The organism is Limnochorda pilosa (assembly GCF_001544015.1).
GTDB lineage: Bacteria > Bacillota > Limnochordia > Limnochordales > Limnochordaceae > Limnochorda > Limnochorda pilosa.
Genome location: NZ_AP014924.1, coordinates 1,427,614 through 1,441,252, shown reverse-complemented (window position 1 = coordinate 1,441,252; position 13,639 = coordinate 1,427,614). Strand labels below are relative to the sequence as shown.

General features: G+C 71.1%; 10 protein-coding genes. 8 read left to right on the top strand and 2 right to left on the bottom strand.

Annotation, left to right across the window (positions count from 1 at the left end; genetic code table 11):
- Positions 1 to 19: 19 nt before the first annotated feature.
- Positions 20 to 2,650, bottom strand: a complete 2,631-nt coding sequence (locus LIP_RS06285; RefSeq protein WP_082725945.1) for a VIT domain-containing protein — start codon at positions 2,648 to 2,650, stop codon at positions 20 to 22.
- Positions 2,651 to 2,999: 349 nt separating this feature from the next.
- Here LIP_RS06285 and dusB point away from each other — a divergent pair, with 349 nt between their 5' ends.
- Complete coding sequence (gene dusB / locus LIP_RS06280) at positions 3,000 to 4,082, top strand: tRNA dihydrouridine synthase DusB (RefSeq protein ID WP_198409755.1); 1,083 nt, start codon at positions 3,000 to 3,002, stop codon at positions 4,080 to 4,082.
- An 8-nt stretch (positions 4,083 to 4,090) separates the two neighbouring features.
- Here the strand turns inward: dusB and LIP_RS06275 are convergent, their stop codons facing one another.
- Positions 4,091 to 5,023: an alpha/beta fold hydrolase gene (locus tag LIP_RS06275; protein ID WP_198409754.1), complete on the bottom strand. Its 933-nt coding sequence runs from the start codon at positions 5,021 to 5,023 to the stop codon at positions 4,091 to 4,093.
- A gap of 498 nt (positions 5,024 to 5,521) precedes the next feature.
- On the opposite strand from LIP_RS06275, the gene LIP_RS06270 reads away from it, so the two are divergent.
- From LIP_RS06270 to LIP_RS06240, 7 genes are all read left to right on the top strand, one after another.
- On the top strand, positions 5,522 to 6,361 hold the full coding sequence (locus LIP_RS06270; RefSeq protein ID WP_068135751.1) for a DUF4384 domain-containing protein: 840 nt from the start codon (positions 5,522 to 5,524) through the stop codon (positions 6,359 to 6,361).
- Positions 6,362 to 6,425: 64 nt separating this feature from the next.
- On the top strand, positions 6,426 to 8,003 hold the full coding sequence (locus tag LIP_RS06265) for a hypothetical protein (RefSeq protein ID WP_068135747.1): 1,578 nt from the start codon (positions 6,426 to 6,428) through the stop codon (positions 8,001 to 8,003).
- A gap of 190 nt (positions 8,004 to 8,193) precedes the next feature.
- A complete protein-coding gene (locus tag LIP_RS06260) occupies positions 8,194 to 9,381 on the top strand; it encodes a cytochrome c3 family protein (protein ID WP_144440365.1) in 1,188 nt (395 codons plus the stop codon).
- Positions 9,381 to 9,998, top strand: a complete 618-nt coding sequence (locus LIP_RS06255) for a YeeE/YedE thiosulfate transporter family protein (protein WP_082725943.1) — start codon at positions 9,381 to 9,383, stop codon at positions 9,996 to 9,998. Before LIP_RS06260 ends, LIP_RS06255 begins: the two co-directional genes overlap by 1 nt.
- 2 nt (positions 9,999 to 10,000) lie before the next feature.
- Positions 10,001 to 10,528 (top strand): YeeE/YedE thiosulfate transporter family protein, encoded by a 528-nt coding sequence (locus LIP_RS06250; RefSeq protein WP_068135742.1) that lies wholly within the window; start codon positions 10,001 to 10,003, stop codon positions 10,526 to 10,528.
- The gene (locus LIP_RS06245; protein ID WP_082725942.1) at positions 10,525 to 12,999 is read left to right on the top strand and encodes a molybdopterin-dependent oxidoreductase; all 2,475 of its coding nucleotides are present in this window, start codon (positions 10,525 to 10,527) and stop codon (positions 12,997 to 12,999) included. The genes LIP_RS06250 and LIP_RS06245 overlap by 4 nt, the downstream gene beginning before the upstream one ends.
- Positions 12,992 to 13,639, top strand: a complete 648-nt coding sequence (locus tag LIP_RS06240) for a 4Fe-4S dicluster domain-containing protein (protein WP_068135740.1) — start codon at positions 12,992 to 12,994, stop codon at positions 13,637 to 13,639. The genes LIP_RS06245 and LIP_RS06240 overlap by 8 nt, the downstream gene beginning before the upstream one ends.

Below are 13,639 nucleotides of genomic sequence, written 5' to 3'. Positions count from 1 at the left end.
TTCTCCGCCGGCCCCGGCGCTACCACGTCAGGTCGAAGGCGTCCACCCGCACGTTCCCGGCGTAGTCCCGGGCCTCGAGGCGGAAGCTGCCGCGCCGGGAGGAGGGCAGCCCGGCCAGCGGTATGCTCGCCTCCCACACCCGCGCCTCCTGTTGGAAGGTGAGCAGGTGGATCCGGCCGTCCGGCGTGCGCACCGCCACGTGGGGGGCATCCTCGAGCACCACGGCCTCGGCTCCCCGCCCCATCACGGTCAGGACGTGAGCCACCGGCACCGCCCGCAGCACCAGGCTGCCGCGCCGGACGCCGGCCACCTCCAGCCGGAAGCGGGGCGCCTGGGAGTCCACCTGGTAGAGGGCGCTGATCACCCGCCGCTCCTCGCCCCGCACCAGGAGGATCTCGACGACGTAGCGCCCGTCGCCCAGGTCCCTCGGCACCAGGAAGCGGGTGACCCAGCGGTCCAGGACCGGGTCGTGGAAGGCCAGCTTCCGCTCGCCCCAGGGAAACCGGACCACCACCGAGTCGGTGCCGGGGGGTGCCTGCACCAGGAGGGTCGGGTCGCCGGGCTTCATGCGGGGGACGTTCACCGCCGCCCGCACCGCCGGGCCGAAGATCCCTTCGTAGGAGACGTCCTGGGGCAGCCGGTTGGGGATGATCACCTGGGTGAGCGGCAGGTCCAGGTCGGCCCGGATCTCCCTCTCCACCGCCACGAAGCTGGTGAAGGGGGTGGCCAGCCCGTGCTCCAGGGCCAGGGCGACTACCTGCGCCTCCAGAACATCCCGCTCGCTCTGGGATCGGGCCAGGCGGTGGCGGTCCATCAGCGTCTCCACCTTCTGCCGGGCCCAGAGGTAGGGGAGCGCCTCGTTTCCCGGCGCCTCCTCAGGCAGGGTGACCGGCACCTGCTCCTCGAAGGTCCCGCCCGCCACGCGGCCCCGCACCGTGAAGACGCCGCTTCCGGCCGCCCGGTAGCGGCCCACGATCACCAGCGGCTGCGTGTCGAAGAGGTCCGGCAGGCGGGTGGGCAGCACCTCTTCCACCTCCACGCCGCCCCAGTCCAGCTCCAGGTCCACCAGCACCGGGTTCGCCAGCCGCCGGTAGAAGCGGGCGATGGTCTCGTCCACCGGGTCGTCGGTGTCGATGTACTGGGCGTAGCCCCGGCCGAAGCGGGCCAGGCCTTCGATGAGGAAGGTGTTGGGCGAGGCGCCGATGCCCACCGAGAAGAGGCGGGAGGTGCGCACCAGCTCGTCCACCGAAGCCATGACGGCGCTTTCGTTTCCGATGTAGCCGTCGGTGAGGAAGAGGACCATCCGCAGCCGCCGGGGGTCTGGCGGGTAGGCCAGGGCCGCCTCCACGCCCCGCATCATCTCCGTGCCGCCCGAGGCCTCCAGCCCGTCCACGAACTCCAGGGCGTTTCGGATCGCGTGATCCGACACGGGCACGGGGTAGGGCGAGAAGGCGGTGTAGTCGTTGGCGAAGCGAAGGATCTGGAATGTGTCGTCGGGGTTGAGCCGGGTGAGCGCCTCGCGCATCAGCCGCTTCTCCTGGGCCAGAGGTACGCCCGTCATGGAACCTGAGGTGTCCAGGACGAAGACCACTTCCTTGGGAACCGCCTGACCCGCCTCCACCTCGGGCTGGGGCTGCAGGTAGAGGAGGAAGGTGCCATAGGGGTCGGCGGGGTTCCGGTGGGTCAGCAGGGCCGGAGCGGGCTGGTCGTTGGCCAGGGTCCACTCCAGCACGAAGTCCTTGTTGGGGATGGCGTCGAAAGGCTTCAGGGAGACGGTGGCGCCGGAACGATCCTCGCCCCAGCCCACGTCGATCGCGTGCGACGGGGAGCCCAGCGTCTCCACGGGCAGGCCCGCCTCCAGCCGGAGGTGCACCTCCACGTCGTGCCCCGAGCGCTCGCCCGGCTTCAGCACCGGCTCCGTGATGCGGGAGGCGTCGGGCACCTGGTCGGTGTCGGGCGACCAGCCCGTCCCCTTGGGCTCGCCACCCGAAGGCCGGCCGGGAACGTAACGGGGTCCCACCACCATCGGAAAGCGGAAGCGGTAGACGCCGTCGTCGTAGGGCACGGGGTGGACGTATTGGATGGTCACCACCACCGTCTCCCCCGGCAGGACGTTGGTGAGCGACTGGGTGAAGACGTTGGGCCGCTCCTCCTCCAGGAGGGCGGCGCTCCGCCCCTCCTCCCGGGCCTGCTCGAAGGCTTGCCGGGCCTCCTCCCGCTCCTTCACCTCGCCCACGATCACCCGGTCGTTGATGCGGATGCTCATGCCGTGCACCGCCGCATTCTCGGGCAGCGGGAAGACGTAGACGGCCTCCAGCCGCTGCTCCAGGTCGTTCTCGTACACCTGCTGCACCTGGACGAAGGCGACGGGCCCGCTCACCTCGGCCTCCACAGCCGTGTGCTTCAGCGGAAGATCGATGAAGCGGCCCTCCTGCTCCACCCGCAGCACGCCACCCTCGATCGCGTCTAGTCCCTGGGCGGTGGCAGGCGCCGCGACCACGGCGAGCCAGGGTACGAGCAGGGCAAGCACGAGCGCAGCCGAAAGGGACCCGCGGCCGGGCCCCGGACACGCGGCGCGAAGGCAACGACCCGCCAGCATCCTTCGACGCAGGCGCACCGGGCCACCCGGCTCGCCATGGGTTCTCTCCATCCTGCAACGCCTCCGTGGGCAAGACGTCGTTACTCTTTCCCTTCACGGCCGTGCCTGGGTCTCCTTCCCGCAGAGCGCTGCCCCAGCCCGGGCTGCGGCCCCTACACCGTCGACGACTACGAGGCCCTGCCGGAGGACGATCATCGCTATCGCGTCCAGCTCATGCACGGGTGGCTGGTGCGAGAACCCGCCGCCGACGAGATCCACCAGCAGGCGATTGGGAACCTGTACGTCCTCCTACGCAGGATTTCATAAGGGCGCAGGCGGTTGGGCGAGGCACCGCAGGCCGCCGAGCAGACATGCTATACTGGGCGGGAGAGCCGCCCGCACTACGGGAGGGAACAGGCTGGTGCGCCAGGCCATCATGGATCATCGAACGGATCCCGCCCGAACGGATCGGGGCCTCGCGCAGGCGGCTGCGGGGAGGCACGCGCCTGGAGGCCTCCTCCGCCCGCTCGCCATCGGCTCCGTGACGCTCGCGCACCCGGTGGTGCTCGCGCCCATGGCGGGGGTGGGCAACCTGGCCTTCCGCCTCCTCTGCCGCGAGCAGGGCGCGGCCATGGTCTGCTCCGAGTTCGTCAGCGCCCGGGCCCTGGTGCTGGGGAACCGGCGGAGCTTCGACATGCTCCGCACCCACCCCGACGAGCACCCGGTGAGCATCCAGATCTTCGGCTCGGAACCCGTGGAGGCGGCCGAGGCGGCGCGGCGGGTGGAGGCGGCCGGGGCCGACGTGGTCGACTTCAACATGGGCTGCCCCGTGCCCAAGGTGCTGAAGGCCCAGGCGGGCGTGGCGCTCATGCGGGAGCCCGAGCGGGCGGCGGCCATCCTGGGCGCGATGGTGCGGGCGGTCTCCATCCCGGTGACGGTCAAGATGCGGGCGGGCTGGGACGAGGAGACCATCAACGTGGTGGACCTGGCCCGGCGCCTGGAGGGCGTGGGCGTGGCCGCCATCGCCGTCCACGGGCGAACCCGCACCCAGGGACGCTCGGGCCGGGTCCGGTGGGAGTGGATCCAGGCTGTGAAGGAAGCCCTCTCCATCCCCGTCATCGGCAACGGCGACCTCTTCGCGCCCCAGGACGTGGAGCGGATGCTGCTCGAGACCGGCTGCGACGGGGCCATGATCGCCCGGGGCGCGCTGGGGAACCCGTGGATCTTCCGCCGGAGCCTGCACTACCTGCAGACGGGCGAGGTGCTGCCTGAACCGACGCCTGAGGAACGGGTGTCCATGGCCCGGCGCCACCTGCGCCTGCTGGCCGACCTGAAGGGCGAGCACACCGCCTGCCTCCAGATGCGGGAGCATGCCCCCCACTACCTGAAGGGCTTCCCCGGCGCCTCGGGGTACCGGGCTCGCATCGTGCGGGCCGCCACCCTGGCCGAGTACGACCGGATCTTCGCCGACGTCCTGGAGGCGGCCGGGGCGGCAGAGAGCTGAGGCGCCGCTCAGCCGCCCGCACGGAACCGATCGAGGAAGCCGATCAGCACCGAGTTGAAGGGGCCGGGCTGCTCCAGCGCGCTCAGGTGGCCCGCCTGCGGGATGCGCGCAAGCGTCGCCCCGGGGATCGCGCCGGCCATCCGCTCGGCCTCTTCAGGCGGCGTGAGGCCGTCTTCCTCGCCCACCACCACCAAGGCGGGAACGTCGATGCCGGCCAGGAGGTCAGTGGAATCGGGCCGTTCGGCCATGGCCCGGGCGGCGGCCGCCATCCCTTGGGGCGAGTTGGCGAGGATCCAGCCCTCCAGGTGCTCCAGGAGCTCCGGCCGGCGGCCTCGGGTGGTGGGCCCCACCAGGTTCGGGAGGAACTGCTCGGCGGCGGCCCGGGCGCCCTGGAGCTCCAGGCGGGCGACGAGGTCGTAGCGGCCCTGCCGGGCCTGGGCGGTGTCGGCGCCAGCCCGGGTGTCGGCCAGGACCAGGCCAGCGACCCGTTCCCGGTGGCGCCGCCAGAGGGCGAAGGCCAGGTATCCGCCCATGGAGAGGCCGCAGAGGATCGCCTGCCCGATTCCGAGCGCGTCCAGGAAGCCGGCGGTCGCGTCAGCGTAGGCGTCCATGGTGGGCTCGGCCGGAAGGGACGCGCTGCTTCCGAAGCCTGGGAGGTCCAGCGCGACGGCCCGCGCGCGGCCCTCCAGCGCTTCCAGCACCGGCTCCCACATGGCCTTCTGCAGGGGGAACGCGTGGAGGAAGACCGCGACCGGCTCGTCCCCCTCGACCTCACGGTAGCTCCAGCGTGTCCCCCTGGCCAGGATCTCCCGGTCACCGCGAAGCTCCTGGGCTTCCCGGACCACGTCCGAGTAATCCTTCTGCTCCATCAGGACGTCCAGTGCCCGAAGACGGGCTGACGCCTTGTTCAGGTAGCTCCGCGCGAGGCTCCCGTTCGTCATGGCTCGATGCTCTCCCCCGGCTTGTGGTCGGGGCCACGGATCCGTAGACGACCAGCGACACGAGGCACTCGCCGTAGGCCGCCCGGCAGGCGTCCGCCAGGCGGTCCAGCAAGACCTGGTGGGGGCCCACGTTCAACGTTCGATCGCCCACCATCGGTCGATCCCCCACTCTCCTCCGGGCGCAGGTTCGTCCGCTCCCTCATTCTACCGTACCTTCCGGTGGACGTGCACGGGCTCCTTCGGCCCCAGCCGATGCGCCCCTCGCTTGACAAGCATAGCGTACCATGCTTACGTTGCCCACCCAGCCCTACCGTAACGGTCACGGCGTCGCATGGGTGAGGTCTGCCCGCCCCAGTCCACGCCCCGGAACCCCCGCGTCCCCTCGTTCCCTTTCGGGGCTATCCGTGTAAAAGGTTCGTGAACCGAGGCCCGGGTACAGGACGCGGGCCGTGCTGTGGCGTATCCTTCCAGTGGACCTCAACCATGGAGGTGGACGTCGTGCGCCGTTGGCCCATCGCCCTCCTGCTCGCCTGGGTCCTGGTGGGGCTCGCCTGGACCGCCTGGGTCGTGCCCGGCTACGCCATCGAAGGCGGCGAAGGGGCGGACCAGGTCGCGCCGGCCCCGGTGGCGCCCGAGCGGGTCGCCCCCGAGAGCATCATCGTTCAGCCCAAGCCAGGAGACGTCAAGGTTTACATCGACACGGACCGCAGGAGCTACGACATCGGCGACACCGTGGAGATCCGTTTCCGGGTGAGCGAGCCCTCGTACGTCTACATCTACAATCAGGACGCCCGGGGTACCGTTCGCCTCATCTTTCCCAATCGCTTCGACCGCGACAACCACGTGGGCGCCGGCGAGCACTGGCTGCCCGGAGCCGGCTACCGATTTCGGGTGGAAGGGCCCGGGGGAACCGAGTACCTGCAGATCCTGGCCACCCGCAGCCGGGTCTCCCGGTTGGACTGGAGCGACTCCATGCGGGACCCCTTCCCCCTCCTGGGCGACGATCCGCTGCGCGTGAAGGAGGAGGTGCGGGGCTTCCTCCGGGTGGTGCCGGAGCGGGAATGGTCCAGCGCCTGGACCTGGTTCGAGGTGGGCCGGCCGTCGCCGCCCCCGCCACCCCGGCAGCGCACGGGGTGGGTGCGGGTGAACAGCGAGCCGCCCTGGGTCCCGGTCTACGTGGACGGCCGCTACCTGGGCACCACGCCGCTGCGTGAGGAGCTGGGGGTCGGCGGCCACTGGGTGGAGGTCCGGGCCGATGGATACCGCACGGCCCGCCGCTGGGTGTACGTGCAGCCGGGGCAGCTGACACCGGTCTTCTTCCAGCTCGAGCCGCAGTGAGCGAGGATCCGGCGGACCGGGCGACCTCGTGCCGGGTCGTCTGACAAGCCGAGGGGGTGGCAGGATGCGCTACGTGTTAGGGACACTGGGCGCGGCCCTGCTGGTGGTGACCTACCTGCTCAGGTCCGCCTTCCATGACCTGCTCTTCTTCGTCTACGTCCATCCCGCCCTCTTCGAGGCTTTCGTCGTCTGGCTCCTGATCCACGTCTTCGTCCTCCGCCAGGTGCGGGGGCTGATGGGGCTCCACCGGGGGGCCTACCAGACCACCCAGCACGGCCAGGTGGAGCTTCGCTCCTTCCACTACCGCTGGCTCTGGTGGGTTTCCGCTCCGCTGCTGGTGGTGCTCCTGGCAACGGGGTTCCTCTTCGGCAACGGCCTCAGCCTGGTCACCCTGGCGAGCGAGACGACGTACCACCCGGTGGAGACGCTCCCCGAATCGGGCCAGAGCATCCGCCTCATGCCCCGGGAGGTGGCGGCCCGCTACGCCCGGGACGCGCTGCAGCTCAGCCAGTACCGCCTGGGCCGCTCGGCCCTGGTGGAGCAGGACGGCGAGCTCACCTGGCAGTTCGTCCTGGTCCCCGACGGTCTGGTGCTCAAGTTCACCCGGCCGAACCTGGGGCTCATCTCAGTGCGGGCGAGCACCCAGCAGAAGAACGGCCGCCTGCTGGAGCGGCCTCTGGCCGTCGGCGAGGGCATGCTCGTGATGGACAACCTCTGGATTCGCCTCTACCAGCACCGCTTCTGGGTGGGTACCGAGAAGCCGTACTACGTCGTGCGGCAAGAGGAGCAGGGAACCGAGGTCTACACGGTCGTACCGGCCATCGCCTACTCGTTCCGTTTCCGCTGGGGTCTCCTCTACACGGTACCCCGCTTCGCGGGTGTCTTCCTGGTGGACTCGACCGGGCGCATCGCCTTCCTGGAGCCCGAGGAGGCCCAGCGCCACCCGGTAACCGCCGGCACCCGCCTCTATCCCGAGGGGCTGGCCCGCCTCACCGCCCACGCCTATGCGTACCGCCGGGGTCTCACCAACAAGCTCTTCCTCCACGCCGACCAGGTGGAGATCCAGGACGTCCCCGAGACCGAGAACCGCCAGCCTTTCCTCATGCAGACCCAAGAAGGGATGAAGTGGTTCGTCTCCACCGAGCCCTACGGCCAGAGCCACGGCATCTTCAAGATCTTCCTGGTGGATGCGGTCACGGGGCGGGTGGACCTGCAGGAGCTCGACGCGGCCGCGTCGCTCACGGGGCCGGTGCGGGCCCTGGACTACGTGCGGCGGGCCAATCCCATCGTGGACTGGAGCCGTTTCGTCCTGGTGGAGCCGCTGCCCTTCGTGCGCGATGGGGTCCTCTACTGGAAGGTCACCGTGGCCCCCGAGGACTCGGCGGGCATCGCCTATCAGGCCTTCGTGAACAGCACCGACAACGCCGTCACCGCCCTGGAGACGGACCAGGAGATCCGGGCCTTCGTCCTGGGCACCCGGCCGCCGGCGGCAACCCAGCCTCCTGCGCCCGGCGTCGCCCTGCCGCCAGGGCAGGCCCTCACCCCCGAGCAGACCCAAGCCCTGGTGGAGGAGCTGCGGCGGCGGCTCCGGGAGATGGAGGCGCTCCTGGATCAGCTCGAGCACCAGGCGCCCCCCGAGTGAACGACAGGCGTCCCCCACCCCGGACCCGGAGGCGTCGTGCGCCAGCCGCCCGGAATCGAGGCTGGTGATCGTGATGATAATCACGCCTATCCGCACCTTTGTTCGCTCTCCCCACCTCCGCTGGCGAACCCAATAGATTGCGGGCGAACGCCCCCTGCTCCAGCATGGATGTGAGCGGGGGTGATGCGCGGTGCTCGAGCACCGGCCTTCCGCACGGGCCGGCTCCACGGCCGCCCGGCGTGACGGCAGACCACCACGATCTTCGCTGGGTACCTGGCTTCCTTGTCTCGTTCCGCTGGCGGGCGTCCTGCTCGCCGTCGCCTGGGGCCGTGGGCTGGACGATCCGATCCTCTGGCCGCTGGACGCCGCGTCCTACGAGGTCGACGCCGCTTGCGGCGCCTCTTCCTCTTCGTGCAAGACCTGCCACGAGACCCGGGGAGCGATGCCCGTCTCGCACCTGGGTGAGTGGCACGAAGACCACGCCTTCGGCGACTTCTGCGAGTTCTGCCACGGCGGGGTGGTGACGGAGACCACCGCCTCCGCCGCCCACCAGGGGATGTGGCAGCCGCTGGCCGACCCCGCCACCTCGTGCGCCACCTGCCACATGACGGACCTGAACGCACGCGTCGACGTCTATGCGACGGCTCTCGGCATCACGCCGGGCGGATCCAAGGCGGGTGGGACGCCCGCGAGCATGCCCGGTGGGCCGGAGGATGCTGTGGACGACGCGCCGGCACGCAGCGAGGGTACGCGGGCGGACGCTGCCGGAAGCGGCTCCCCCGCCCCAGCCGAGGGTTCGGCAACCGACGGGCGCAGAGCTGCCTATGCTGGGCCGGCCGGCGGATGGGGCCCCTCGATGGTGGCACTCCCCATCTCGGGCGACGTCGACCTCATCGACTTTCGGCTGCCGCCGGGCCCGGGGCGCATCAGCCCCGGCAACCTGCTGCTGGTGATCCTCAACCTGCTCGCCGCCGCGGGGCTGGGCACCTACGGCTACCTGCATCGGCGCGCCCGGCGGCAGGGCACCCGGACCCAGCGGTTCGAGGCGGGCATCGCCAGTAGCGCCGAGGTTGCCCAAGGGAAGGCCGGGTCAACCCAGCACCCTGTGGCTGCCGCAGGCACGGGCAACGGCACCCACAGCGGCAGCACCCCACAGCAGCTCGACCCGGACCTGCTCCCACTCGCCCGGCTCCTGGCCCGGGCGCACCCGCGCACCCTCCGGGCGCTGGAAGCGCTGCTGGAGCGGGGCGAGGAGGGCGAGCTCCTCCTCCGGCGGGTGGCGGGGCTGGATCCTGAGGTGCTGGAGCGGCTGCGACGCCTCCCCGTCGACGAGCTGGCCCTGCTCCTCACCCTGGCGCGCGCCAAGGAGGTGTCGTGATGGAACGAGTGCAGGCCTGGCTACGGGCCCGGAGCTGGTCGCCCTACGCAGCCGGCGCGGGGCTGGGGGTGGTGAGCACCCTGGCGTTGCTCTTCTCCAACCAGCTCCTGGGCGCGTCGGGGACCTTCGAGACGGCGGCCAGCGGGCTCCTGAAGACGGTGGGGGCGGGGCTTTCCCAGAGCGTCTACTTCCGCTTCCTGATGCCGCCGGGCTTCACCTGGCAGGTATGGTTGCTGGTGGGCGTCTTCCTGGGAGCGCTGGCCTCGAGCCTCCTCTCGGGCGACTTCGCCTGGGAGTGGACGCCCCGGGAGCAGTGGACCCAGGTCTTCGGGCCCTCCCGTTGGAAGCGCTGGGGCATCGCCTTCGCCGGTGGCGTCCTCTGCGAGTACGGCGCCGGGATCGCCGGGGGCTGCACCAGCGGGCTGGCCATTTCGGGCGGCGTGCAGCTGGCCCCGGCGGCCTTCCTCTTCGTGGGCGGCCTCTTCACCACCGGCATCGTCACCGCCCACCTGGCATACGGGCGGAAGAAGGCGCTGGTTGCCGGCCGGGCGGGCCAGAGGACGACCGGCCGCACCGCGACCCCGCGCACGGCCCGACCCCAGGAAGGGAGGTCCTGACGGTGCAGACGCTCCTCGCGCTCCTCTTCGGCTTCGCCTTCGGGTTCCTGCTGCAGCGGGCGGGGCTCTCACGGTACAAGAACATCGTCAACGTCTTCCTCCTCAAGGACATGACCGTGCTCAAGTTCATGATGAGCGCCATGGCCACGGGCATGGTGGGGATCTTCCTCTTCCGGGACCTGGGACTGCTGGAGCTCCAGGTGAACGAGACCTATGTGGTGGGGAACCTGCTGGGCGGCGCCATCTTCGGCATCGGCATGGCGCTGGCCGGCTTCTGCCCCGGCACCGTGGTGGCGGGCGCCGGCCAGGGCAGCCTGGACTACCTGCTGCCCGGCATGCTGGGCTTCCTCGGGGGGGCCGTCCTCTTCGGGGCCACCTACACCCAGGTCTTCCGCCCCGTCCACGCCATGGCCAACCTGGGTGGACCCACCCTCGCGAGCCTGTGGAACGTGCAGCCGTGGCTGGTGATCCTCCTCTTCGTCCAGGCAAGCGTGGGACTCTTCCTCTTCCTGGAGGCGAAGAAGCTATGAGCGGCGATCACGAGCGGCAAGCGCCGCGGGAGGCGGCGCGGCGCCGGGAGCGTTCGCAGCGGCCGAAGGATGCGGGCGGCCCGGTGCACCGGGAGCCGGCGGTCGGGGAGGTCGTCACCTGGGACCGGCTCTTCTCCCGCCGCCGCTTCCTCAAGGCGGGCGTCACCTCCGCGGCCGCGCTGGCGCTGGGGATGCGCTACGGCCTGCCGGGGTTGGCCGGCGACACCGCCACGGCCGCGGCGGGTCCGTTGGGCACGGCCGCCGTGGGCACGGAGCGGGAGGTCTACACCCTCTGCGAGATGTGCGTCTGGCGCTGCGGGGTGAAGGCCCGGGTGCGGGACGGGCGGGTAGTGAAGCTCGAGGGTAACCCGGACCACCCCAACAGCCGGGGCCGCCTCTGCCCCCGGGGGAACGCCGGCCTGCAGGTTCTCTACGACCCGGACCGGCTCCGCTTCCCCATGATCCGGGCGGGCGAGCGGGGCTCGGGGCTCTGGCGGCGGGTTTCCTGGGAGGAGGCGCTCGACTACACCGCCGAGCAGATGCAGCGCATCAAGGAGCGCTACGGCCCCGAGGCCATGATCGTCAGCTCCACCCACAACCTCTCCCAGCCCTACTTCGAGAACCTGCTGAAGGCCTACGGCACCCCCAACTACGGCACCCAGCGGAGCCTTTGCTTCAACGCCATGACCATGGCCTTCCTCTTCACCTACGGCATCGCCCAGCCGCCGGCGGACCTGCGGAACGCCCGCTACGCCATCTTCACGGGGCGGAACCTGGCCGAGGCCATCAGCAACTCCGAAACCCAGGACTTCGTGGAGATGGTCAACCGGGGCGCCAAGGTGGTGGTGCTGGACCCCCGATTCACCAAGTCCGCCGCCATGGCCTCCGAGTGGCTGCCCGTTCGCCCCGGGACCGACCTGGCCTTCTTCCTGGCGCTGCTGCAGGTCATGATCTCGGAAGGGCTGTACGACCGGGCCTTTGTGGAGAAGCACACGGTCGGCCTCGACGAGCTGGCCCGGGCGGTGGCGGGCTACACCCCCGAGTGGGCCGAGGGATGGTGCGAGGTGCCGGCCGCCACCATCCGCCGCATCGCCCGGGAGTTCGCGGCGGCCGCGCCCCATGCGGTGGCCCACCCCGGATGGCGGACCTCCAACTTCGTCAACTCCTTCCAGACCGAGCGGGCCATCGCGGTGCTCAACGCGCTGGCAGGCAACTGGAACGTCCCGGGCGGCCTGCTTCCCGAGGACGGCGAGGAGGGCGGCCCCGAGCTGGGCACCCTTGCCCAGCCGCCCTACCCGGCGGTGCGGGCGCCCCGGCTCGACGGCGTGCCCTGGAAACACCCGCTGGTGCCGCTCAAGTACGGCTCCTACCAGGAGATCCGGGACGCGGTGCTGAGCGGTCAGCCCTACCAGGCCCACGGGTGGCTGGTGAGCCGGCAGAACCCCATCCTCTCCATCTCCGAGCGGGCCAAGACCCTGCGGGCCTTCGAGAAGCTGGACTTCATAGGCGTCATCGACGTGATCCCCAACGACACCGCCTACTTCGCCGACGTCATCCTTCCCGAGTCCACCTATCTGGAGCGCTACGACCCCCTCACCACCGCCGGTGGGAAGGTCTTCATCCGCCAGCCGGTCGTCGAGCCGCTCCACGACACCCGCTCGGCTCTCTGGATCTTCAAGGAGCTGGGCCGGCGGCTGGGGCTGGCCGACTACTTCCCCTACGAGGACGAGGAGGACCTGCTCTGCACCCAGCTCGCCCCCTACCCCGTGAGCCTCCAGGAGCTGAAGGCCCGGGGCTCCTACCAGCCGCCCGAAGGCGAGCGGCCCGATCCCTTCCACTTCCACACCACCTCGGGGAAGATCGAGCTGGCCTCCTCGCTGCTGGCCCGGGTGGGCGAGCCTCCGGTCCCCACCTGGCAGGAGCCGCCCCGCCCGCCCCAGGGCCACTCCTACCTGCTCACGGGAAAGGTGGCCCAGCACAGCCAGATGGGCACCCAGAACAACCGCTGGCTCACCGAGATCGCCGACGACAACCCCCTCTGGCTCCATCCCTCCGCCGCCCGGCGCCTGGGCGTGAAGACGGGCGACCTGGTCAAGGTGGAGAGCGGGGCCGGCCGGGTGCTGGTCCGCTGCCAGGTGACCGAGGGCATCCGACCCGACTGTGTCTACCTGACGCCGGGCTTCGGCCACATCAGCGCCGCCCTGAGGAACGCCTTCCGGCGGGGCGTGAGCGACTCGGCCCTGCACGTCTCCATCACGGACCCCGTTACCGGCTCCCAGGCCCTGAGCGAGACCTTCGTGAGCGTGAGCCGTCCGACGGCTGAGGACCTCCGCCAGGCCGAGGAGGCCTCCCGGCCGGCGAGCCTGGCGCAGGCGGCCGCCGCGACCGTGACGGCTGCCGCGACCCCCGCCGGCGGGACGGCCCTGGCGGGGCCGGGCCGCGGGACGCAAGGGGGGAACGCCCGTGGCTGACGTCAAGGGCCGGCGCTACGGCTTCGTGATCCTCACCCGCCGCTGCATCGACTGCGAGGCCTGCCAGGTGGCCTGCCGGGCCGAGAACCAGGTGCCCCTGGGCCACAGCCGCAACTGGGTGCGCAGCGGGGGGGTGGAGGGTGCCTTCCCCGACCTCTCGCTCCGCTTCGAGCCGGGCAACTGCATGCACTGCGACCACCCCGTCTGCGTGGACGTCTGCCCCACGGGCGCGTCGCACCAGCGGGCCGACGGCGTGGTGCTGGTGGATGCGAACCGGTGCGTGGGCTGCCGGTACTGCGTGGTCTCCTGTCCCTACGAGGCCCGCTTCATCGACGAGGAGCGGGGCCTGGCCGACAAGTGCACCCTCTGCGTCCACCGGCTGGACCGGGGGACCCCGCCTTCGTGCGTCACCACCTGCGTGGGGGGCGCCCGCTGGGCCGGCGACCTGAACGACCCCAACAGCCTGGTCTCGCGGCTCTTGGCCACCTACCCCCACCGGCAGCTCCTGACCGAACTGGGCACGGGTCCGGCGGTCTACTACATCGACGCGCCCGTGCCCACCGACGACCGCACGGGGTTGCCCTCGGTGCGGGGCGAGGTGCGGGATCGGTTGGTGCACGCCGCCGCCAAGGAGGTCTGA

Excerpts from the sequence above, each read along its gene's own strand:
- LIP_RS06275 (WP_198409754.1), bottom strand. The coding sequence starts at position 5,023 with ATGACGAACGGGAGCCTCGCGCGGAGCTACCTGAACAAGGCGTCAGCC.
- LIP_RS06285 (WP_082725945.1), bottom strand. The coding sequence starts at position 2,650 with ATGGAGAGAACCCATGGCGAGCCGGGTGGCCCGGTGCGCCTGCGTCGA.
- LIP_RS06265 (WP_068135747.1), top strand. The coding sequence starts at position 6,426 with ATGCGCTACGTGTTAGGGACACTGGGCGCGGCCCTGCTGGTGGTGACC.
- LIP_RS06245 (WP_082725942.1), top strand. The coding sequence starts at position 10,525 with ATGAGCGGCGATCACGAGCGGCAAGCGCCGCGGGAGGCGGCGCGGCGC.
- LIP_RS06255 (WP_082725943.1), top strand. The coding sequence starts at position 9,381 with ATGGAACGAGTGCAGGCCTGGCTACGGGCCCGGAGCTGGTCGCCCTAC.